Genomic DNA, 19,173 nt, shown 5'->3' on the forward strand with positions numbered 1-19,173 from the left:
GGAGTCGTCATCGATGTCCGGTGATTGGCCGGTACAACGCTCCATCGGCCGGAATTCTTCCGTATCGCGGATCGGCGCTGGTCCCCGTGGTCTGTTTCCGCTGATCAAGGGTGACGTGTGATTCGCCACTCACGCTTGTTGTCCGAGTCCCACCGTCGGATCCCCGCCGACGTGCCTACGACGTCGCGGCTGCCGGCGCGGGTGACGACGACGGCCGTGCCGAGATCGGTCGACTGGATGCGCCGCGACAGCGTGACGTGCGGCGTCCATTCCCCCGGCACGATGTGTGGGGGTACCCCCTCACAGTCCGCGATGAGTTCGTAGACGATCCGCTGCAGGGTGAGCAGTTCGGTTGTCGGCACCACCAGGCGGGCGAGCGTGAGCCGGCGGCCACCGAACACCACGACCCCGCCCAGCCGGATCGGGAGCGGCGCCGACGGCAGCTCCCGCACGAGCGCGTCCTCGACGTCGTCGGGAATGTGGCTCGCGACCCCCATCGTGACGTGCGGCCGGTTCGATTCCGCGGTGATGCGGTCCTGACTGGGTAGGCGCGCGGACGAGAGCCGGCGCCATTCGGTACGAACGGTTGCGTCGATGTCGCGGTCGAGCAGCAACTCCACGGACTGGACCATCGTGAGTAATGATTGTCGCGTGGGGAGCCTCAGTGCAGGAGATTTGCGGAATCTGTGTCTCGGTTCGTTGCAGGGCGACGGCATCGGGCGCGAGATCGTGCCTGCGACCCGCGACGTCGTCGACGCGGCGATGTCGGCGGCGGGACTCCCGGAAGTGGAGTGGGTGCCGTTGCCGATCGGGTTCGACGCGATCGAGTCGCACGGGACTCCGATGCCGGAGAGCACCCTCGTCGCGCTGGCAGAACTGGACTCGTGGATCCTCGGCCCGCACGACAGCGCGTCCTACCCCGATCCGTTCCAGATGCAACTGACCCCGGGCGGTGCGATCCGCAAACGCTTCGACCTGTACGCCAACATCCGTCCGGCGCGGGCACTGCCCGGGGTGCGCGCGGTCTCGTCGCGCATGGATCTGGTCATCGTGCGGGAGAACACCGAAGGGTTCTACGCCGACCGCAACATGTTCGCGGGCAGCGGCGAGTTCATGCCGACACCGGACGTGGCGATGGCCGTCGGGGTGGTGACGCGGCAGGCGTGCGAACGCATCGCCCACACCGCCTTCGGTCTCGCGCGGCGTCGGCGCAAGCGCGTCACCGTGGTGCACAAGGCGAACGTGCTCGCCACGACCACCGGTCTGTTCCGCGATGTGTGCCGCGATGTCGGCACGCACTATCCGGACGTCCACCTCGACGACGAACACGTCGACGCGATGGCCGCTTACCTGGTTCGGCACGGGGAGGAATACGACGTCGTCGTCACCGAGAACATGTTCGGCGACATCCTGTCCGATCTGGCCGCGGAGTTGTCGGGATCGCTCGGGACCGCCGCCTCCATCAACGCCTCCGAGACGAAGGCGATGGCGCAGGCCGCGCACGGCGCGGCCCCGGACATCTCGGGACGCAACCGCGCCAACCCCATCGCGCTCTTCCTGTCGACGGCGATGCTCCTCGACTGGATCGCGGCCCGGCGGAACGAACCGGGCTTCGCCGCCGCGGCCGGCCGGATCCGCAGTGCCGTCGAGCGCACCGTCGAGGCGGGCGTCGCCACCGCCGACCTCGGTGGGCTGGCGTCGACGAGCGAGTTCACCGAAACCGTGATCGCGCGGGTGTTCCGGCGATGAACGGAGTCAGATGAACGGGGTCAACTGCCGAGCTACGGGGTCGCTGAAACAGTAGGGTTTTCCCAGGCCGGTTCCGGGGTGACGGGAGGAGGCGTGATGTTCGGAAGAACACCTGTCGCCTCGCGACGCTCACGTGCCACCCGGGGGATCGTCAGCGCTCTGCTCGCCGGCACGATGCTGGTTGCGGCCGGCTGTGTCACCAACAACGAAGGCCTCGTCCCGGTGGTGTCCGGCGTCGAGGTGCAGCGGGTGCCCGCCATTGCCGACCAACTGCCGGCGCCGATCGCGGCGTCCGGGCGTCTCGTCGTCGGGGTCAACGTTCCCTACGCGCCCAACGAGTTCAAGGACGAGGAAGGCCGCATCGTCGGCTTCGACGTCGATCTGATGAATGCCGTCGGCCAGGTGCTCGGGGTGACCGCCGACTTCAAGCAGGCCGATTTCGACAAGATCATCCCCGCGGTCCAGGCCGGAACCTTCAACGTCGGAATGTCGTCGTTCACCGACACCCTCGAACGGGAGAAGTCCGTCGACTTCGTCACCTACTACAGCGCCGGCGTGCAGTGGGCCCAGCGGCCCGGCGACGACATCGACCCCAACGACGCGTGCGGACTGCGGGTCGGGGTGCAGACCACCACCATCGAGGACATCGAGGAAGTTCCCGCCAAGAGCGACGCGTGCGTTGCCGCGGGAAAGCCACCGATCGAGAAGGTCAAGTACGACAGCCAGGACGACGTCGCGAACGCGCTGATCCTCGGCCGGATCGACGCGCTGTCCGCGGATTCGCCCGTCACCGCGTACGCGATCAAGCGCAGTGACGGCCGCATCGTGCCCGCGGGCGAGGTGTTCGACTCGGCGCCGTACGGGTGGGTGGTCGCGAAGGGATCGCCGCTCGCCCCGGTGCTGCAGCAGGCGATGCAGTACCTGATCGACGGTGGTCAGTACCGGCAGATCGCCGAGGCGTGGGGCGTCGAGGCCGGCCTGATCGAGACGTCGGTCGTCAACGGCGCGACGAGCTGAGGGTAGGAGGCGAGAAGGCATGGCATCCAGCGTGAATCGGAACCCCGACGACGTCTCGGCTACCGAGCCGGAACCGATCGAGGCCGTTCCCCTCCGGCACCCCGGCCGCTGGATCGCGGCGGTGATCGTGCTCGTCTTGTTCGGGCTGTTCGTCTACGGTGCCGCGACCAACGACGCCTTCGATTGGGATGTCTACGGCCAGTATCTGTTCGACAAGCGCATCACCGCGGCAGCGTGGACGACCATCCAGATGACCGTTCTCGCGATGGTGATCGCCATCGTGCTCGGCGTGATCCTCGCGGTGATGCGGCTGTCGCCGAATCCCGTTCTGCGATCGGCTGCTTGGGTGTACCTGTGGGTGTTCCGGGGTACCCCGGTGTACGTGCAGTTGGTGTTCTGGGGGCTGTTTCCCTCGATCTACAAGACGATCGACCTCGGTATCCCCTTCGTGGTCCAGTTCGCCAGCATCGACCTGCAGTCGACACTGGCGAACGCCTTCCTCTTCGCGGTGATCGGTCTCGGACTCAACGAAGCCGCCTACATGGCCGAGATCGTCCGCGCCGGCGTCAGTTCGGTGAGCGAGGGGCAGACGGAGGCGTCGACCGCGCTGGGAATGTCCTGGGCGCAGACGATGCGCCGCACCGTGCTCCCGCAGGCGATGCGAGTGATCATCCCGCCGACCGGCAACGAGGTGATCAGCATGCTCAAGACCACCTCGCTCGTGAGCGCGGTGCCGTTCAGCGGTGAGCTGTACGGACGGGCCCGGGACATCTCCGGCGCGAACTTCTATCCGATCCCGTTGCTGCTGGTCGCCGCCACCTGGTACCTCGTGATCACGAGCATCCTCATGATCGGCCAGTACTACCTCGAGCGGTACTACTCGAAGGGCGCGTCGCGCACGCTGACCGCGCGGCAGTTGCAGGCACTCGCCGATGCCCAGGGACGTCCGATCGTGATCACGCCGGACGCCGACACCCCGCCCGAACCGCCGGGAGGAGAACGCAAATGACGCCGATGGTGAAGGCCGACCAGGTCTGCAAGAACTACGGTGCGCTGAAGGTGCTGCGCGGCGTCTCCCTCGAGGTCGAGCGAGGTCAGGTGCTGTGCCTCGTCGGGCCGTCGGGTTCGGGCAAGTCGACGTTCCTGCGCTGCATCAACCACCTCGAGCGGGTCAACGCCGGCAGGCTCTACGTCGACGGTGAACTCGTGGGGTACTCGGAGCGCGGCGACAAACTGTACGAACTGAGCCCGCGGGCGGCCGCGAAGCAGCGACGCGACATCGGCATGGTTTTCCAGCACTTCAACCTGTTCCCGCACCGCACGGCGCTCGAGAACATCGTCGAGGCGCCCATCCAGGTCAAGAAGGTGTCGCGTACCAAGGCGACTGCGCGGGCCCGGGATCTGCTCGACCAGGTGGGGCTGTCGGACAAGGCCGACGCCTATCCCGCCCAGCTGTCCGGGGGGCAGCAACAACGAGTTGCGATCGCGCGGGCCCTGGCGATGGACCCCAAGCTCATGCTGTTCGACGAGCCCACGTCGGCGCTCGATCCCGAACTGGTCGGCGAGGTCCTCGGCGTCATGAAGAACCTCGCGAAGGAGGGCATGACGATGGTCGTGGTCACCCACGAGATGGGCTTCGCGCGGGAGGTCGCCGACCAGTTGGTGTTCATGGACGGCGGGGTCGTCGTCGAAGCGGGGGAGCCGCGCGATCTGCTGGCCAACCCCCGTCACGACCGGACCAAGGCGTTCCTGTCCAAGCTGCTGTGACGGCGGTAGCCGTCGTGTGTCAGGCCGGCTTGCGGGTGACGAAGATCGCGGTGCCCGGGAACAGCTGACCGCGCAGCGGGCTCCACTGTCCCCACTCGCGGTCGAGCCATTCGGGCCATTCCGGCTCGATGATGTCGCGCACCTCGAGGCCCGCGGCGACGGCCTCGCGGACGCGATCGCCGATCGTGCGGTGGTGCTCGACGTATGTCGGCACGCCGTCGTCGTCGACCTCGACGTACGGCGTGCGATCGAAGTAGGGGAGCGTCGCGGTGAGACCGCGCGGTCCGGGATCGTCGGGGAAGATCCAGCGGATCGGATGGTTGACCGCGAAAACCCACAGCCCGCCCGGGCGCAGCACACGCGCCACCTCGGCCATCACCCGCGCCGAATCCGCGACGAACGGAACCGCCCCGAAAGCCGAACACGCGGCGTCGAAGCTCTCGTCACGGAACGGGAGCGATTCGGCGCCGGCCTGGACCAGGGGCACTCGCCCGCCGGTCTCGTCCATCGCCGCGACTCCGCGTGCCAGCATTCCCATCGACAGATCCAGGCCGACCGCGTCCGCGCCGTGTGACGCGAGCCACCGGGCGCACGGAGCCGACCCGCACCCCACCTCGAGGATGCGCTTGCCGGCGACGTCCCCGAGGAGCTGGACGTCACCCTCGTGCAGTCCCTCCGGGCACCACACGAACTCGCCGGCGCTCGAGTCGACTCCCAGGAACTCGCCGTGCGTGCGGTGGTAGTCGTCGGCGTCGGCGTCCCACCACGCCCGGCTGGCCCGTTCGCTCGCCTCCGACCCGATCCGGGTGCGGGCGACCCCACTGGTCCCGAGGGTGGAGATGGCGGCGGCGTGTCGATCGTCGGACATGGAGGTCAAGCCTAGATGTCGGGTCGGGAACGGCGCCTGCCCGCCCGGTATCGATCGCGGCCGGGTCGGTGACGGCAGGGTTTGCCCAGCTAGCCGTAGGTCGCGTACCCTGTTGCTCGCGAGTGTCTTCGGCGTGGATCACCACCGGTCGAAGTTTGGTCGGTGGAGCCGGCGGAAGACCTCGTGGTGGACCGGAAGATCGGTCGGATCCGGCATTTTGTCGGAACGTACGGCATTCCGATCCGCCTGTCTGACAAACACCATCAACCGACTAACAACCCGTCCGGAGCAACTCAACACATGCCCTCCAACACCGTGACCTCGCCGCAGGTAGCCGTCAACGACATCGGCTCCGCCGAGGACTTCCTCGCCGCCATCGACGCAACGATCAAGTACTTCAACGATGGCGACATCGTCGAAGGCACCATCGTCAAGGTCGATCGTGACGAGGTCCTTCTCGACATCGGTTACAAGACCGAAGGCGTCATCCCTTCCCGTGAGCTCTCCATCAAGCACGACGTCGACCCCAACGAGGTCGTCTCCGTGGGCGATGAGGTCGAAGCCCTGGTCCTCACCAAGGAGGACAAGGAAGGCCGTCTGATCCTGTCGAAGAAGCGCGCTCAGTACGAGCGTGCCTGGGGCACCATCGAGGAGCTCAAGGAGAAGGACGAGGCCGTCAAGGGCACCGTCATCGAGGTCGTCAAGGGTGGCCTCATCCTCGACATCGGTCTCCGCGGCTTCCTGCCCGCTTCGCTCGTCGAGATGCGTCGCGTCCGCGACCTCCAGCCGTACGTCGGCAAGGAGATCGAGGCCAAGATCATCGAGCTCGACAAGAACCGCAACAACGTGGTCCTGTCGCGTCGCGCATGGCTCGAGCAGACCCAGTCCGAGGTCCGCAGCGAGTTCCTGCACCAGCTGCAGAAGGGCCAGGTCCGCAAGGGCGTCGTGTCCTCGATCGTCAACTTCGGTGCGTTCGTCGATCTCGGCGGCGTCGACGGTCTGGTCCACGTCTCCGAGCTGTCCTGGAAGCACATCGACCACCCGTCCGAGGTTGTCGAGGTCGGCAACGAGGTCACCGTCGAGGTTCTCGACGTCGACCTGGACCGCGAGCGTGTCTCCCTGTCGCTGAAGGCGACGCAGGAGGACCCGTGGCGTCAGTTCGCCCGCACCCACGCGATCGGCCAGATCGTGCCGGGCAAGGTCACCAAGCTGGTTCCGTTCGGCGCGTTCGTTCGCGTCGAGGAGGGAATCGAGGGCCTGGTGCACATCTCCGAGCTGGCCGAGCGCCACGTGGAGGTTCCGGACCAGGTTGTCGGCGTCGGCGACGATGCGCTCGTCAAGGTCATCGACATCGACCTGGAGCGTCGCCGCATCTCGCTGTCGCTGAAGCAGGCGAACGAGGACTACAACGCCGAGTTCGATCCGTCCAAGTACGGCATGGCCGACTCGTACGACGATCAGGGCAACTACATCTTCCCCGAGGGCTTCGATCCCGAGACCAACGAATGGCTCGAGGGCTTCGACAAGCAGCGTGAGGAGTGGGAGTCCCGCTACGCCGAGGCTGAGCGTCGCCACAAGATGCACACCGCTCAGATGGAGAAGATGGCTGCGGACGAGGCTGCCGAGGCTGCGGCCGGCGCTTCGGGCACCAACTACTCCTCGGAGTCGGGCTCGGACGAGGGCGCTGCCGTGTCCTCCGAGTCCGCCGGTGGCTCGCTGGCCAGCGATGCGCAGCTCGCTGCACTGCGTGAGAAGCTGTCGGGCAACGCCTGATAGCGACAGCCTGAGCATTCAGGCTTGATCTGCCGGAAGACCCCGGCCCTGACACTGTCAGGGCCGGGGTCTTCTGTATGTCCCGCCCCCTCGCGTTTTGCGCACTTGGCGTGCGCGGTCCTCGGCGCGTCATCGCGCCAAGTGCGCAAAACGCGGGCCGACAGATGCGGCAGAGACGACAGTGGCCCGATCCCTGCTGGGATCGGGCCACTGTGCGTGTCCTGTGCGGGCGATCAGCCCGCTGCGGCAGGCACCCATCGGGTGGGCATGGTCGCCGTTCGCTTCTTGATGGTCGCGAAGCTGTGGCGAGCGGGGCTCAGGATACTGGTGAACCAGTTGCGTCGGTGCTCTGCGAGCGCCGTGGCCACCTCGGGGATGAGGATGGCGTGGATGCCGTTCTCCATGCCGAGACGGTGCCGACCGGGACGGGTGGGATGAGTGCTCATGCGCTTCTCCTACTCGAGTCAATCGGCTGTTCGGACGGTCTCCGAAAGGGTATCTGGCCAGGTCGAAGAACCCCGTCATTTGGTGCGTAGATGATCTTCGGCGTGTTTGGTGACAGACTGGTCCGCGTGTTGAGAGTGGGCCTCACGGGAGGCATCGGAGCCGGTAAGTCGACCGTGTCGAAGGTTCTCGCGGAATTGGGTGCGGTGATCGTCGACGCCGACCTGATCGCCCGGGAGGTCGTCGAGCCTGGAACGCCGGGTCTCGCGGCGCTGGTCGACGCATTCGGCGACGGAATCCTGCACGACGACGGCACGCTGAATCGTCCGGCCTTGGCGGAGAGGGCATTCGGCAGCGACGACTCGCGAATGCTGCTCAACTCGATCCTGCATCCGCTCATCGGCGCGCGTACCGCGGAACTCGTCGACGGCGCACCCGTCGATGGAATTGTCGTGCAGGACATCCCGCTGCTCGTCGAGGGCCGCATGGGGCCTGCGTTCAATCTCGTTGTCGTCGTGTACGTCGACCAGGAGGAACGGGTCCGGCGTCTCGTCGAGCTGCGAGGCATGCCGGAGGCCGACGCGCGGGCTCGGATCGCGGCGCAGGCCTCCGACGCGCAGCGGCGCGAGGCTGCGGACGTCCTGCTCGACAACAGCGGAGCGCCCGAGTTGATCCGTGAGCAGGCCCGCGCGCTGTTCGCCGATCGCCTGACGCCTTTCGAGGCCAACCTACGGACCGCCACGGTCGTGTCGGTGCCGCCGATCGTGCGCCCGTCGGACCCCGACTGGGCGGCGCAGGGCCGGCGCCTGGTCGAGCGACTGCGGCTGGTGTGCGGAGCCGAGGCCGTGCGAATCGATCATGTCGGCTCCACCGCCGTGCCCGGTCTCGACGCGCGCGACCTGATCGATGTCCAGATCACCGTGAAGGACCTCGCAGCCGCCGATGCGCTCGCCGGATCGCTCGCTGCAGCGGGATTCCCGCGTATCGACGACGAGAACCGCGACGCGCCCAAGCCGGCGTACGGCGTCGGGGGCGAAGGCGATCCGGGGCTGTGGGACAAGCGCACGCACGGCGGCGCCGACCCCGGACGGCCCGTCCGGATCAGTCTCCGCGTCGAGGGGTGGCCGGGGCAGCAGTTCGCGCTGCTGCTGCGGGACTGGCTGATCGCGGACGCGGAGGCGCGGGCCGAGTTCCTCGAGGTCAAGCGGGCTGCGGCGGCAACTGCTGCCGAGAACGCACACGAGTCCGACGCGGACGCGGCGTATGCCGATGCCGTCGCGCCCTGGTTCGACCAGGGCTACCAGCGGGCGTGGGCGTGGGCCGAGGCTACCGGGTGGACGCCCGGCGACTGACGGCCGTCACCGCCAGCTGATCGGCATGCCCTTCGACGCGAGCCACGCGTCCATGTCGTGGCCGTGGGCGGCGATCCCGTCGACGGCCGCCACCGCCCGCTGCACCGCGCGATCGGCCGTCCGCGGCGAGATGTAGCCGTGCGCGGTAGCGGAGATCAGTTCGTCGACGTCGAGGAGTTCGGTCTCCCGCCCGGTCCGGACGACCAGGTCGAGGTAGTGGTCCTCGGCCTTCCACACGTCGGAGCCGCGGGTGAAGTCGCCGATGTCGATGTAGTGATCCTGATCGCGGTCGTGGTAAGGGTGGAAGTGGAAGACCGACGCCCGGATCCCGAGATCCGGGATGATCCAGGACTCCAGGTAGTGGAACTGCGGGTGGTCCGCCGTACGCGCCATGTACAGCCCCCATTGCTCGAGGCGGTAGTGGTCGACCGGGCGCACGAAACCTTTGGGATCGGTGTTGGTGCACTCGGTGACGTTGAAGTATTCGATCTTGGGGCGGTGCGCCGGAGCCAGGTCGACCGTCGGCAGGTAGACGGCTGCGGGGGGTGCCGGCGGGGCAGCTGCGGCGATGCCAGGTTCGACGTTCTCCATACAGCAAGAAAGTACCGGCAAACGTGGTGCAGGGCACTGGCGATCGACCGGGCGTCGGACAGCGTTATGAGAACTTGTCGGAACCGGCGCATACCCTGGTGACATGGCGTTCGCATCCGAGCACCCCGTGGTTGCCCATTCAGAGTTCCGGCCGGTCAGCGAGATCGAGCGGGCCGACGCGCGTTTCCAGGTCGTTAGCGAGTACGAGCCGGCGGGCGACCAGCCGCAGGCCATCGACGAGCTGGAACGTCGGCTGAGGGAGGGGGAGAAGGACGTCGTCCTGCTCGGTGCCACCGGCACCGGCAAGTCGGCCACGACCGCCTGGCTGATCGAGCGCGTCCAGCGGCCCACCCTCGTGATGGCCCCGAACAAGACCCTCGCGGCGCAGCTGGCCAACGAGCTCCGGGAGATGCTGCCGAACAACGCCGTCGAGTACTTCGTCTCCTACTACGACTACTACCAGCCGGAGGCGTACATCGCGCAGACGGACACCTATATCGAGAAGGACTCGTCGATCAACGACGACGTCGAGCGGCTGCGCCACTCGGCCACCTCCAGCCTGCTGTCCCGACGCGACGTCGTCGTGGTCGCGTCGGTGTCGTGCATCTACGGCCTCGGCACCCCGCAGTCGTACCTGGACCGGTCGATCCAGCTCGAGGTCGGTGTCGAGGTGGATCGGGACGCCCTGCTGCGCCTGCTGGTCGACGTGCAGTACAACCGCAACGACATGGCGTTCACCCGCGGGTCGTTCCGCGTCCGCGGCGACACCGTGGAGATCATTCCGTCGTACGAGGAACTCGCGGTGCGGATCGAGTTCTTCGGCGACGAGGTCGAGGCGCTGTACTACCTGCACCCCCTCACCGGCGACGTCGTACGTCAGGTGGACACCGTACGGATCTTCCCGGCCACGCACTACGTGGCCGGGCCGGAGCGGATGGAACGCGCCGTCGTGGACATCGAGGCGGAGCTCGAGCAGCGGCTCGCCGATCTGGAGAACCGCGGCAAGCTCCTCGAGGCGCAGCGGCTGCGGATGCGGACGCAGTACGACCTGGAGATGATCAAGCAGGTCGGCTTCTGCTCCGGCATCGAGAACTACTCGCGGCACATCGACGGGCGCCCGGCGGGTTCGGCGCCCGCGACGCTGATCGACTACTTCCCCGAGGACTTCCTTCTCGTCATAGACGAGTCGCACGTGACCGTGCCGCAGATCGGTGCGATGTACGAGGGCGACATGTCGCGCAAGCGCAACCTCGTCGAGTTCGGCTTCCGGCTGCCGTCGGCGACCGATAACCGGCCGCTGACCTGGGAAGAGTTTGCCGGTCGGATCGGCCAGACCATCTACCTGTCGGCCACTCCGGGTCCGTACGAACTGGGACAGGCGGGCGGCGAGTTCGTCGAGCAGGTGATCCGCCCCACCGGACTGGTCGACCCCGAAGTGGTCGTGAAGCCGACGAAGGGCCAGATCGACGACCTGGTGCACGAGATCCGTGAGCGCACCGAGCGCGACGAGCGGGTGCTCGTCACGACGCTCACCAAGAAGATGTCCGAGGACCTGACGGATTACCTGCTCGAACTCGGAATCCGGGTGCGTTACCTGCACTCCGACATCGACACCCTGCGCCGTGTCGAGTTGCTGCGCCAGCTGCGGCTCGGCGAGTACGACGTCCTGGTCGGCATCAACCTGCTCCGCGAGGGCCTCGACCTGCCCGAGGTCTCGCTCGTCGCGATCCTCGACGCCGACAAGGAAGGCTTCCTGCGCAGCACCACCAGCCTGATCCAGACGATCGGACGCGCGGCCCGCAACGTGTCCGGTCAGGTGCACATGTACGCCGACAAGATCACCGACTCGATGCAGCGGGCCATCGAGGAGACCGAACGTAGGCGGGAGAAGCAGATCGCGTACAACCTCGAGAAGGGCGTCGATCCGCAGCCGCTGCGGAAGAAGATCGCCGACATCCTCGACCAGGTGTACGAGGAGGCGGAGGACACCGAGGTCGGGGTCGGCGGTTCGGGTCGCAACGCTAGCCGCGGCCGGCGGGCGCAGGGCGAGGCCGGCCGCGCTGTCAGCGCCGGAATCTACGAGGGGCGGGACGTGAAGTCGATGCCGCGCGCCGAGCTCGCGGACCTCGTCAAGGAACTCACGGACCAGATGATGAACGCGGCGCGCGACCTTCAGTTCGAGCTGGCCGGACGGTTGCGGGACGAGATCGCGGACCTGAAGAAGGAGTTGCGCGGGATGGACGCGGCGGGACTGAAGTAGGGGCCACTACGCTTCTCGGACATGGACGTACATCTCGCCGGACGCACCGCGCGGTCCCTCGAACTTCTGCATTCGCTCGCCTACTTCGCACCCGAGGTGGAACAGGAACTGGTCGGGAGTGGACTCGAGTCGGGCCGAATGACGTACTTCGTGGGGCGGTCCGCACCGATGGGCGCGGTGTCTGCGGGGGTCGTCACGGCGGTCTTCTACAACTTCAACCCGTCGCTGATCGCCGACGTGCTGCCGCGCGCCTGGAAGCTCGCGAATCCCGACGAGGTCGTGCAGGCGCGGTATCGAGGCGTCGACGCCGCCTATCGGGTGCTGCTCGGTGAGAAGGCGATCGCCTCACAGGCGATGTCGGAGGCTGCTCAGCTCGCCGCGATTGCGGCGCAGGCGATCCCGGGCGTCGACGGGCGACCGCTGTACGCGGGGTATGCGGCACTGGAGTGGCCGGAGCAGCCGCACCTGGTGCTGTGGCACGCGCTGACTCTGCTCCGCGAGTACCGCGGGGACGGACACGTGGCGGCGCTGCAGACCGCAGGTCTCAGCGGTCTCGAGGCGCTGATCACGCACACGGCGGCCGGTATCGGGTTCCGGAAGTCGTTCGCGCAGTCGCGTCGCGGATGGAGCGGCGAGGAGTGGTCGGCGGCGGTCGCCGGCCTGGTCGACCGCGAACTGTTGACGCCGGGAGGCGAATTGACCGGGGACGGTCGCGAGCTGCGTGAGGTCGTCGAGGATCTCACCGACGACCTTGCGTCGGCGCCCTGGACCGGTCTGGGCGAGGACGGCGCCGCACGCCTGGCCGAACTCGCCGCTCCGTGGTGCCGGACCGTGCGTGCGTCGGGACTGTTCCCGGAGTCGCTGTTCGGGCCGCGGTACGGCGAGTCTCGCTGACCGGGTGTCCCATCCAGCGGAATCCCGTGGTGAAATGGTGGCAGGGGTGGGTCCGTCCACCGGGGGATGAAGCATGTTGTGCCGCAATTCCACCTGACGTCGCGCGGATGCGGATAGTGTCAGCGCAGCGAACGGTGATCTTCGGTCGAACAGGGCATGCTGCCGGAGTCCTCGATCGAACGCACACATGGAGGAATCAATGACCGCGTACCGGACCGTCGTCGTCGGAACCGATGGATCGGATTCGTCGTACCGCGCAGTCGACAAGGCTGCAGCCCTTGCGGGTGCCGCGGATGCGAAGCTGGTGATCGCGTGCGCCTACTACCCTGCGGACCCGAAGGACACCGAAGCCGCGCAGGACACACTGCGTGAGGACGCCTACCAGGTGACCGGGTCGGCGCCGACGTTCGAGATCCTCCGTTCGGCGCGCGAGCGTGCGGTCGCGGCGGGCGCGAAGGAGATCGTGGAACGTGCGGTCGTCGGTGCGCCGGTGGATTCGCTCCTCGCCCTGGTCGACGAGGTGGACGCCGATCTTCTGGTCGTCGGTAACCGTGGACTCAACACGCTGACGGGTCGTCTGCTCGGCTCGGTTCCGTCCGACGCGGCACGGAAGTCGACCTCGGACGTCCTCATCGTGCACACGGTTCGCTGACGGTTCGGATTTTCAGCAGAAGTCGCTGCGCGTCGAATCGAGCAACAACCGAGCGGACCGCTCGACGGTGAGTGCACCGCCTGACTGGCTGGCGGCGTAGGCGGCCGTCGATTGCAGGTACGGGAGGATCTCCGAATCGGGTGTGCCGGCCGAAATTTGCCGGCACACCCCGTCGGCGAGCGCGAACAGCGTCTGGTCGGGCACGACCACGGGGAAGCCCTCGGTCGCGAGCACCTCGACGAGGTGCGCGGTGCGGGTGTCGGCCACGGTCGCGAGCGTCGAGGGCCCCGGAGATTCCGTAACCGGATCAGCGGGAGGGCCGGCGGGGTTCGTGGCGCCGCACGCCGCCAACGACACCGTCATCGCGCCGACTACCAACGCGGTGGGCAGTGCGCGCACGGCGCGGCCCCGCAGACGCGATCGGGTCACGATCTCCTCTTCCTGTCCAATAGCCGACGGTCGGGTCGCCCAGGGAGGGGACCCGCGGTCCCTGGGCACCGTACCGCCTCGACCTTGCCGCCAGAGGCTGTTGGGCGATCAGGCTCGTGCGGCGACCGAATCGTCCAGCGCGCCGAGGACGCTCGGCAGCGGCCGGGCATGGACGATGCCGAGGCGCTGCGTCGCCCGCGTCAGTGCGACGTAGAGGTCGTTCATGCCGCGCGGTGACTCGTCGAGCAGGTTCTGCGGCTCGACGATGATGACCGAATCGAACTCGAGACCCTTCGCGTCCTTGACCGTCAGCACGCTCACGTCGTCGGACCGCAGATCTGCGAGCTGTGCGACGTGCTCATGTCCCGCTAGGACGGCCGTCAGCCCGGGGCCGGACTCGTCGGCGACGCGTCGGCGAACCTCGTCGAGGACGACGGCGGAGTCGACGCGCTGCGCCCACGGCGCATGGCCCGAGGCGCGAACCGACCGGGGCACCGTCTGGTCAGGATCGATCTCCGCGAGAACCTGGTGGGCGAGCTCCATGATCTCCGAGGGCGTGCGGTAGTTGACGGTGAGCTGGGTCAGCTTCCAGCGCTGCGCTACGTACGGTCCGAGAACGTCCTGCCACGACGAGCTGCCCGCAGGGTCGCCGGTCTGCGCGGTGTCTCCGACGAGGGTCATCCACCGATTGGGGATGCGGCGCATCAACATTCGCCATGCCATCTCGGACAGTTCCTGTGCCTCGTCGACGATCACGTGGCCGTACGTCCACGTGCGATCGCCCGCGGCGCGCTCGGCAGTGGTCCGGTGGCGGCCGAGGTCCTGACGTTCGGCCAGCTGGCTGGCATCGATGAGGTCGTAGGCCATCAGGATCTCGGGATCCATCTCGTCCTCGAGGTCCTGTGGTGCCGATCCGGTGAGGATGTCGAGAGCGCCCTGCGCGTCCGCGATCTGGGCCCGCCAGCGACGTTGTGCGCGTTCGCGTTCGGCGGCGTCGTCGATACCGAGCAGCTCCGCGAGCTCGTCGAGCAGCGGTGCGTCGGCGGCGCTGAACCCGACGCCGGAGGTGCGGAGCAGTACCGCTCGCTCGGCGTCGCTGAGCCCGGGCGCGGCCGATGCCAGCCTTTCGGCGGAGCGGAGCAGGTCGGTCAGGACCTGCTGCGCGGTCAGCTCCGGCCACAACGCGTCGAGGGCGGCCATGATGGACGGGTCCTCGCGCATCTCGTCCCGCATGTCGGCGACGTCGTCGCGGCTGAGGAGGTTCGAGCCGTCGAGGACGTTTCGTCCGAGGGTGGCCGCGAGTTGGTCGGCGAGGGCCTCGATCGCGGCGGACACGAAGATCGGCCGAGCCAGGTTGTGCGGGCGCCGCGACGACCGCGCACGGCCGCGTGCCCGGGTGACGACCTTGCGGTCGAGCGTGATCGGGTAGGTGTCGAAGCGCAGTTCGATCGGCGACTTCGGCACTTCCTGGCGGTCGCGGACCGCCTTCTTCAGCACGTCGATCATCGCCAGGGAACCCTTGAGTTCGCCCGCCTCCAGCGAGTCCTCACGGGTGGCACGGACGCCCGGGTAGAGGTCACCGATGGTCGAGAGCAGGACGCCGGTCTCACCGAGCGAGGGCAGGACCTGGCTGATGTAGTCGAGGAACGTGGAATTGGGGCCGATGATGAGGACGCCGGCCTTCTCCAACTGCTGCCGGTACGTGTACAGGAGGTAGGCGGCGCGGTGCAGGGCGACTGCGGTCTTGCCGGTGCCCGGGCCGCCCTGCACGACGAGGACGCTCCGGTGTGTCGAGCGAATGATCGCGTCCTGCTCGCTCTGGATGGTCTCGACGATGTCGTGCATCTGGCCGGTGCGGGCCGCGTTGAGTGCGGACAGCAGGGCACTTTCACCTGCGACGCCGCCGGCGCCGCCGTCACCGTGCGCCTGTGCCGCATCGAGGTCGAGGTACTCGTCGTTGATCGCGGTGACCGTCCGGCGCCGGGACCGGATGTGGCGCCGACGGGTGACGCCCTCCGGCGCGGCGGGGGTCGCGAGATAGAACGGCCGCGCGAGGGGAGCGCGCCAGTCGAGCAGCAGCGTCTCGTAGTCGCCGTCCTCGTCGAGGATCCCGACGCGTCCGACGTAGCGGTGCTCGCCGTCGACGTCGATCCGGCCGAAGCACAGCCCGTTCTCCGCTGCGTCGTACCGGGCCAGGTCCTCGGTGTACATCTGGGTGAACGACTCGCGCTCGCTCCGGGCCTGCGGGGTTCCACCGCCCTCGAGGAGCACCCGGCTGAGCCGGTTCGAGGCGTATGCGCGCAGGCCGTCGAGGCGTTCGTACAGCATCGACACATACCCCTGCTCGTGGTCGAGATCAGGGTGCACGGGGGACTCGTCCGGCAAGGGGGTCTCCTATTCGAGAACGGCAGAAAAGCGCCCAAGCAGTCTAGTGGGCGGGGTGGATCCCCGCAGAATCCCAGGTGGCAGCGTCGTTCACCCCGGCGGAGGAATCGACCGCGAGGATCGTGCATGACGACCCGTGGATCCGGGTATGCGAGCGGGTGAACGAGTCGAGAATCCGAAGCAGAAGGGTGTGCGAATGACTTCCACGAGCGTGCAACCGACGAGCGCGTCCGGTCCCGATCCGACTCCGTTCCACACGGTCGATCCGTACACGGGGCGATCCATCGCGGAGTACCCATTCCTCGTCGAGGAGCAGGTAGACGCGATCGTCGACCGTGCCGACGCGGCCTTCGGCCTGTGGCGCGACGAACCGATCGCGATACGAGCGGGAGTACTCGCGCGAACCGCGGAACTCGTCCGTGAACGCAAGGACGAGCTCGCCGCGCTCGTGACGCGGGAGATGGGCAAGCTGATCGGCGAGAGTCGCGCCGAGGTGGATCTGGCGGCCGACATCTTCGACTACTACGCCGAGCAGGGGCCACGATTCCTCGGTGCGAAACGAATCGAGGTGGAGACCGGCACTGCAGAGCTGGTGACCGAACCGATCGGCGTCCTCTTCGGGATCGAGCCCTGGAACTTTCCGCTGTACCAGGTAGCGCGGTTCGCTGCGCCGAACCTGCTCGTCGGCAACGTGGTGCTGGTCAAGCATGCGAGGTCCTGCGCGCAGACGGCGTTGGAGATCGAGAAGATCATCGCCGATGCGGGAGCACCGGTCGGTGTCTACAGCAATCTGTTCCTCCGGATCGCGGACGTCGAACGTGTGGTCGCGAACCCCGCAATCCAGGGGACGTCACTCACGGGGAGCGAGAGTGCCGGTGCCTCGTTGGCCGAGATCGCGGGCAGACATCTGAAGAAGTGTGTTCTCGAGTTGGGTGGCAGCGACCCGTTCATCCTGCTGGACGCGGACGACCGGGAAGGTGCGCTCACCGCCGCAGCGGCCGGACGGCTGGGCAACACCGGACAGAGTTGCGTCGCGTCGAAGCGGTTCATCGTGCCCGATCCCATCTACGACGACTTCGTCGCAGGCCTGTCGCAACGCTTCGGCGACCTCGTCGCCGGGGATCCCTCCGATCCGAGGACGACCCTCGGACCGCTGTCGTCCGAGCAGGCAGCGCAGACACTGCTCGAGCAGATCGACGACGCGCTCGACAAGGGCGCCGCGGTGAGCGTCGGCGGAGCGCGGCCGCTCGACCGCGGGCCCGACGGAAACGGGGCGTTCGTGGAAGCCACGATCCTGACCGACGTGGTTCCGGGAATGCGCGCGTACGAAGAGGAGCTCTTCGGACCGGTCGCCGTCGTGTACCGGGTCGAGGACGAGGACGAGGCGATCCGGCTCGCCAACTCGACCCGGTTCGGTCTCGGCGGCACCGTCTACGGCTCGGACCCCGAGCACGCCCGTTCGGTCGCTGACCGGATTCGCAGCGGCATGGTGTGGATCAACCATCCCACCTCGACGGAACCCGAACTGCCCTTCGGAGGCGTCAAGAGCTCGGGTTTCGGTCGCGAGCTCGGCGAGTTGGGCTTGTTCGAGTTCGCGAACCGCAAGCTGATCCGCTCGTTCCCATCCGGTACCGGAACGGAGAACGCCGCCGCCGGTTGACCTCAGGGGACCACACCGGCAAGAGGTGAGCATGACCATCTCGCGCAGCGGCTGCTCGGAGCCCTGACGACGTTCTCCGCATGGCGATCAGTGGTCGCGCAGCGCCGAGATCAGCTCATCCTTCTTCATCGAGGAGTAGCCGGAGATTCCCAGTTCCTTCGCGCGTTCTCGAAGCTCGTCCGCGGTCCGGTCCTCGTAGTTCGCGGCCTTGCCGCCCTTGTGACCGACGGACGAGCGACCCTCGTTGGCGGCTGCGTTCGAGATGCGCGCCGCCTTCTCCTTCGAGTCGCCCTCTTCGCGGAGCACCTCGTACAGTTCCTGATCCTCGAGGTGCGGGTCCGAATCCTGTGATCGGTTGGTGGGCATGATGATTGCCTCCCGTCGACGAATCGGTCAGTCCTGCAGTTCCGCGGCCTTCGCCCGTGCCGTCGCCAATGCGCGCTCGGCCTGCTTGCGGGCGCGGCGGCTCAGCACCTCGCCCTGCTCGCTCGCGGTGGCTGCCCACTCCGTGCCGCGCTCACGAGCCAGGTGCGCGATTTCGCTTCCCCGCTCGCGGGCAAGTTCGGCGAGGACAGGGCCCCGCTCCCGCGCGACCTCACCCAGTTCGGTACCGCGCTCCTTCGCGAGGTGGGCCAGCGCGGAGCCTCGCACCCGCGCTGCGTCGAGCAGTTCGCCGCCGCGTTCGCCGGCCTGTTCGGCGGCAACCCGGGCACGCTCGGACACGACCTGCATCGTGTGCTCGGCGTCGGAGCCGTTGCCGTTCGAGAAGGCCTCGGCGACGGAGGCCTGCGCCTTGCGGGCGGCGCGCCGGCCGCGCCAACCCAGTGACGGCTTGCCCTCGGTGTCGACCGCAGCGATGAGCAGTCCTCCGAGCATCGACATGTTCTTGAAGAACTGCATGCGCTGCATCGCGCGCTGCTGCGGGTCTTCGACGTTCCAGAAGTCGTGGCCGGCGAGCGTGGTCGGGACCAGTGTTCCGGCCAGGACCAGCGATGCCGCTCGGGGTGCCTTACCGATCGCGAGCAGTGCACCCGCTCCGACCTGAAGCGCGGCATTGATCTTGACCAGCGTCTCGGGGTCGGACGGCAGCTTCTCGGTGACAGCACCGGGCAGCGTCCCGACCGATTTCTCGATCAGCGATCCGGCAGCCTCGGCTTTCGGAGCCGGACTACGCAGAGAATCGATGCCACCGGCGATGAACACGGTGGACAGAAGCGGGCGGGCAATTCGGCGAACGATCATGGGCGGCCTCCCTACCTGGATTGTGATTCCACCGTATCCAGGTGCGCTCGATCCGGCACGGCACCGCGGAAAAGGGAGACCGACCAGCGA

At 67.6% G+C, this 19,173-nt stretch carries 18 protein-coding genes; 10 read left to right on the forward strand and 8 right to left on the reverse strand.

What is annotated here, in order from left to right; genetic code table 11:
- Positions 1-104: 104 nt before the first annotated feature.
- Positions 105-632 (reverse strand): 2'-5' RNA ligase family protein, encoded by a 528-nt coding sequence (locus tag LCL87_RS14620; RefSeq protein ID WP_225020783.1) that lies wholly within the window; start codon positions 630-632, stop codon positions 105-107.
- Positions 633-675: 43 nt separating this feature from the next.
- On the opposite strand from LCL87_RS14620, the gene LCL87_RS14625 reads away from it, so the two are divergent.
- The 4 genes from LCL87_RS14625 (at position 676) to LCL87_RS14640 (ending at position 4,533) form a co-directional block, all read left to right on the forward strand.
- Positions 676-1,749, forward strand: coding sequence for an isocitrate/isopropylmalate family dehydrogenase (locus tag LCL87_RS14625; RefSeq protein WP_225020879.1), 1,074 nt, complete (start codon positions 676-678; stop codon positions 1,747-1,749).
- Positions 1,750-1,845: 96 nt separating this feature from the next.
- On the forward strand, positions 1,846-2,766 hold the full coding sequence (locus LCL87_RS14630; protein WP_225020785.1) for an ABC transporter substrate-binding protein: 921 nt from the start codon (positions 1,846-1,848) through the stop codon (positions 2,764-2,766).
- Between the two features lie 19 nt (positions 2,767-2,785).
- Complete coding sequence (locus LCL87_RS14635; RefSeq protein ID WP_225020787.1) at positions 2,786-3,775, forward strand: amino acid ABC transporter permease; 990 nt, start codon at positions 2,786-2,788, stop codon at positions 3,773-3,775.
- Positions 3,772-4,533, forward strand: coding sequence for an amino acid ABC transporter ATP-binding protein (locus tag LCL87_RS14640; RefSeq protein ID WP_510850770.1), 762 nt, complete (start codon positions 3,772-3,774; stop codon positions 4,531-4,533). Before LCL87_RS14635 ends, LCL87_RS14640 begins: the two co-directional genes overlap by 4 nt.
- Positions 4,534-4,552: 19 nt before the next feature.
- On the opposite strand, the gene LCL87_RS14645 is transcribed toward LCL87_RS14640, so the two are convergent.
- Complete coding sequence (locus tag LCL87_RS14645) at positions 4,553-5,401, reverse strand: class I SAM-dependent methyltransferase (RefSeq protein WP_225020789.1); 849 nt, start codon at positions 5,399-5,401, stop codon at positions 4,553-4,555.
- 300 nt (positions 5,402-5,701) lie between these two features.
- On the opposite strand from LCL87_RS14645, the gene rpsA reads away from it, so the two are divergent.
- A complete protein-coding gene (rpsA, locus tag LCL87_RS14650; protein WP_225020790.1) occupies positions 5,702-7,174 on the forward strand; it encodes a 30S ribosomal protein S1 in 1,473 nt (490 codons plus the stop codon).
- A gap of 233 nt (positions 7,175-7,407) precedes the next feature.
- Here rpsA and LCL87_RS14655 read toward each other — a convergent pair whose 3' ends face one another.
- On the reverse strand, positions 7,408-7,620 hold the full coding sequence (locus tag LCL87_RS14655) for a hypothetical protein (protein ID WP_225020792.1): 213 nt from the start codon (positions 7,618-7,620) through the stop codon (positions 7,408-7,410).
- 126 nt (positions 7,621-7,746) lie between these two features.
- On the opposite strand from LCL87_RS14655, the gene coaE reads away from it, so the two are divergent.
- Complete coding sequence (gene coaE, locus LCL87_RS14660) at positions 7,747-8,970, forward strand: dephospho-CoA kinase (RefSeq protein ID WP_225020794.1); 1,224 nt, start codon at positions 7,747-7,749, stop codon at positions 8,968-8,970.
- A 6-nt stretch (positions 8,971-8,976) separates the two neighbouring features.
- Here coaE and LCL87_RS14665 read toward each other — a convergent pair whose 3' ends face one another.
- Positions 8,977-9,561 carry a DUF402 domain-containing protein gene (locus LCL87_RS14665; RefSeq protein ID WP_225020796.1) on the reverse strand — a complete coding sequence of 195 codons (585 nt, stop codon included), beginning with the start codon at positions 9,559-9,561 and terminating at the stop codon, positions 8,977-8,979.
- Between the two features lie 103 nt (positions 9,562-9,664).
- Between LCL87_RS14665 and uvrB the strand changes: the two genes are divergently transcribed.
- From uvrB to LCL87_RS14680, 3 genes are all read left to right on the forward strand, one after another.
- Entirely contained in the window at positions 9,665-11,821 is a 2,157-nt protein-coding gene (gene uvrB / locus LCL87_RS14670; protein ID WP_225020798.1) for an excinuclease ABC subunit UvrB, read from the forward strand.
- Between the two features lie 21 nt (positions 11,822-11,842).
- Positions 11,843-12,715 (forward strand): SCO6745 family protein, encoded by an 873-nt coding sequence (locus LCL87_RS14675; RefSeq protein WP_225020799.1) that lies wholly within the window; start codon positions 11,843-11,845, stop codon positions 12,713-12,715.
- A gap of 199 nt (positions 12,716-12,914) precedes the next feature.
- Positions 12,915-13,367 carry a universal stress protein gene (locus tag LCL87_RS14680; RefSeq protein ID WP_225020801.1) on the forward strand — a complete coding sequence of 151 codons (453 nt, stop codon included), beginning with the start codon at positions 12,915-12,917 and terminating at the stop codon, positions 13,365-13,367.
- A 12-nt stretch (positions 13,368-13,379) separates the two neighbouring features.
- Here the strand turns inward: LCL87_RS14680 and LCL87_RS14685 are convergent, their stop codons facing one another.
- The gene (locus LCL87_RS14685) at positions 13,380-13,796 is read right to left on the reverse strand and encodes a hypothetical protein (protein WP_225020803.1); all 417 of its coding nucleotides are present in this window, start codon (positions 13,794-13,796) and stop codon (positions 13,380-13,382) included.
- Positions 13,797-13,904: 108 nt separating this feature from the next.
- Positions 13,905-16,124 carry an ATP-binding domain-containing protein gene (locus LCL87_RS14690; protein ID WP_225020883.1) on the reverse strand — a complete coding sequence of 740 codons (2,220 nt, stop codon included), beginning with the start codon at positions 16,122-16,124 and terminating at the stop codon, positions 13,905-13,907.
- Positions 16,125-16,377: 253 nt separating this feature from the next.
- Here LCL87_RS14690 and LCL87_RS14695 point away from each other — a divergent pair, with 253 nt between their 5' ends.
- Positions 16,378-17,841 carry an NAD-dependent succinate-semialdehyde dehydrogenase gene (locus LCL87_RS14695; RefSeq protein ID WP_225020804.1) on the forward strand — a complete coding sequence of 488 codons (1,464 nt, stop codon included), beginning with the start codon at positions 16,378-16,380 and terminating at the stop codon, positions 17,839-17,841.
- 87 nt (positions 17,842-17,928) lie between these two features.
- Here LCL87_RS14695 and LCL87_RS14700 read toward each other — a convergent pair whose 3' ends face one another.
- Both LCL87_RS14700 and LCL87_RS14705 read right to left on the reverse strand, forming a co-directional pair.
- Positions 17,929-18,207 carry a DUF7218 family protein gene (locus LCL87_RS14700; RefSeq protein WP_225020806.1) on the reverse strand — a complete coding sequence of 93 codons (279 nt, stop codon included), beginning with the start codon at positions 18,205-18,207 and terminating at the stop codon, positions 17,929-17,931.
- Positions 18,208-18,234: 27 nt separating this feature from the next.
- The gene (locus LCL87_RS14705; protein WP_225020808.1) at positions 18,235-19,083 is read right to left on the reverse strand and encodes a DoxX family protein; all 849 of its coding nucleotides are present in this window, start codon (positions 19,081-19,083) and stop codon (positions 18,235-18,237) included.
- Between the last annotated feature and the right edge of the window lie 90 nt (positions 19,084-19,173).

It is taken from the genome of Prescottella equi (assembly GCF_020171745.1).
Lineage (GTDB): Bacteria > Actinomycetota > Actinomycetes > Mycobacteriales > Mycobacteriaceae > Prescottella > Prescottella equi_A.

Excerpts from the sequence above, each read along its gene's own strand:
- LCL87_RS14690 (WP_225020883.1), bottom strand. The coding sequence starts at position 16,124 with ATGCTGTACGAACGCCTCGACGGCCTGCGCGCATACGCCTCGAACCGG.
- LCL87_RS14645 (WP_225020789.1), bottom strand. The coding sequence starts at position 5,401 with ATGTCCGACGATCGACACGCCGCCGCCATCTCCACCCTCGGGACCAGT.
- LCL87_RS14680 (WP_225020801.1), top strand. The coding sequence starts at position 12,915 with ATGACCGCGTACCGGACCGTCGTCGTCGGAACCGATGGATCGGATTCG.
- LCL87_RS14620 (WP_225020783.1), bottom strand. The coding sequence starts at position 632 with ATGGTCCAGTCCGTGGAGTTGCTGCTCGACCGCGACATCGACGCAACC.
- LCL87_RS14630 (WP_225020785.1), top strand. The coding sequence starts at position 1,846 with ATGTTCGGAAGAACACCTGTCGCCTCGCGACGCTCACGTGCCACCCGG.
- LCL87_RS14640 (WP_510850770.1), top strand. The coding sequence starts at position 3,772 with ATGACGCCGATGGTGAAGGCCGACCAGGTCTGCAAGAACTACGGTGCG.
- rpsA (WP_225020790.1), top strand. The coding sequence starts at position 5,702 with ATGCCCTCCAACACCGTGACCTCGCCGCAGGTAGCCGTCAACGACATC.
- LCL87_RS14655 (WP_225020792.1), bottom strand. The coding sequence starts at position 7,620 with ATGAGCACTCATCCCACCCGTCCCGGTCGGCACCGTCTCGGCATGGAG.
- LCL87_RS14675 (WP_225020799.1), top strand. The coding sequence starts at position 11,843 with ATGGACGTACATCTCGCCGGACGCACCGCGCGGTCCCTCGAACTTCTG.
- LCL87_RS14665 (WP_225020796.1), bottom strand. The coding sequence starts at position 9,561 with ATGGAGAACGTCGAACCTGGCATCGCCGCAGCTGCCCCGCCGGCACCC.
- LCL87_RS14700 (WP_225020806.1), bottom strand. The coding sequence starts at position 18,207 with ATGCCCACCAACCGATCACAGGATTCGGACCCGCACCTCGAGGATCAG.
- LCL87_RS14705 (WP_225020808.1), bottom strand. The coding sequence starts at position 19,083 with ATGATCGTTCGCCGAATTGCCCGCCCGCTTCTGTCCACCGTGTTCATC.
- LCL87_RS14695 (WP_225020804.1), top strand. The coding sequence starts at position 16,378 with ATGACTTCCACGAGCGTGCAACCGACGAGCGCGTCCGGTCCCGATCCG.
- uvrB (WP_225020798.1), top strand. The coding sequence starts at position 9,665 with ATGGCGTTCGCATCCGAGCACCCCGTGGTTGCCCATTCAGAGTTCCGG.
- LCL87_RS14635 (WP_225020787.1), top strand. The coding sequence starts at position 2,786 with ATGGCATCCAGCGTGAATCGGAACCCCGACGACGTCTCGGCTACCGAG.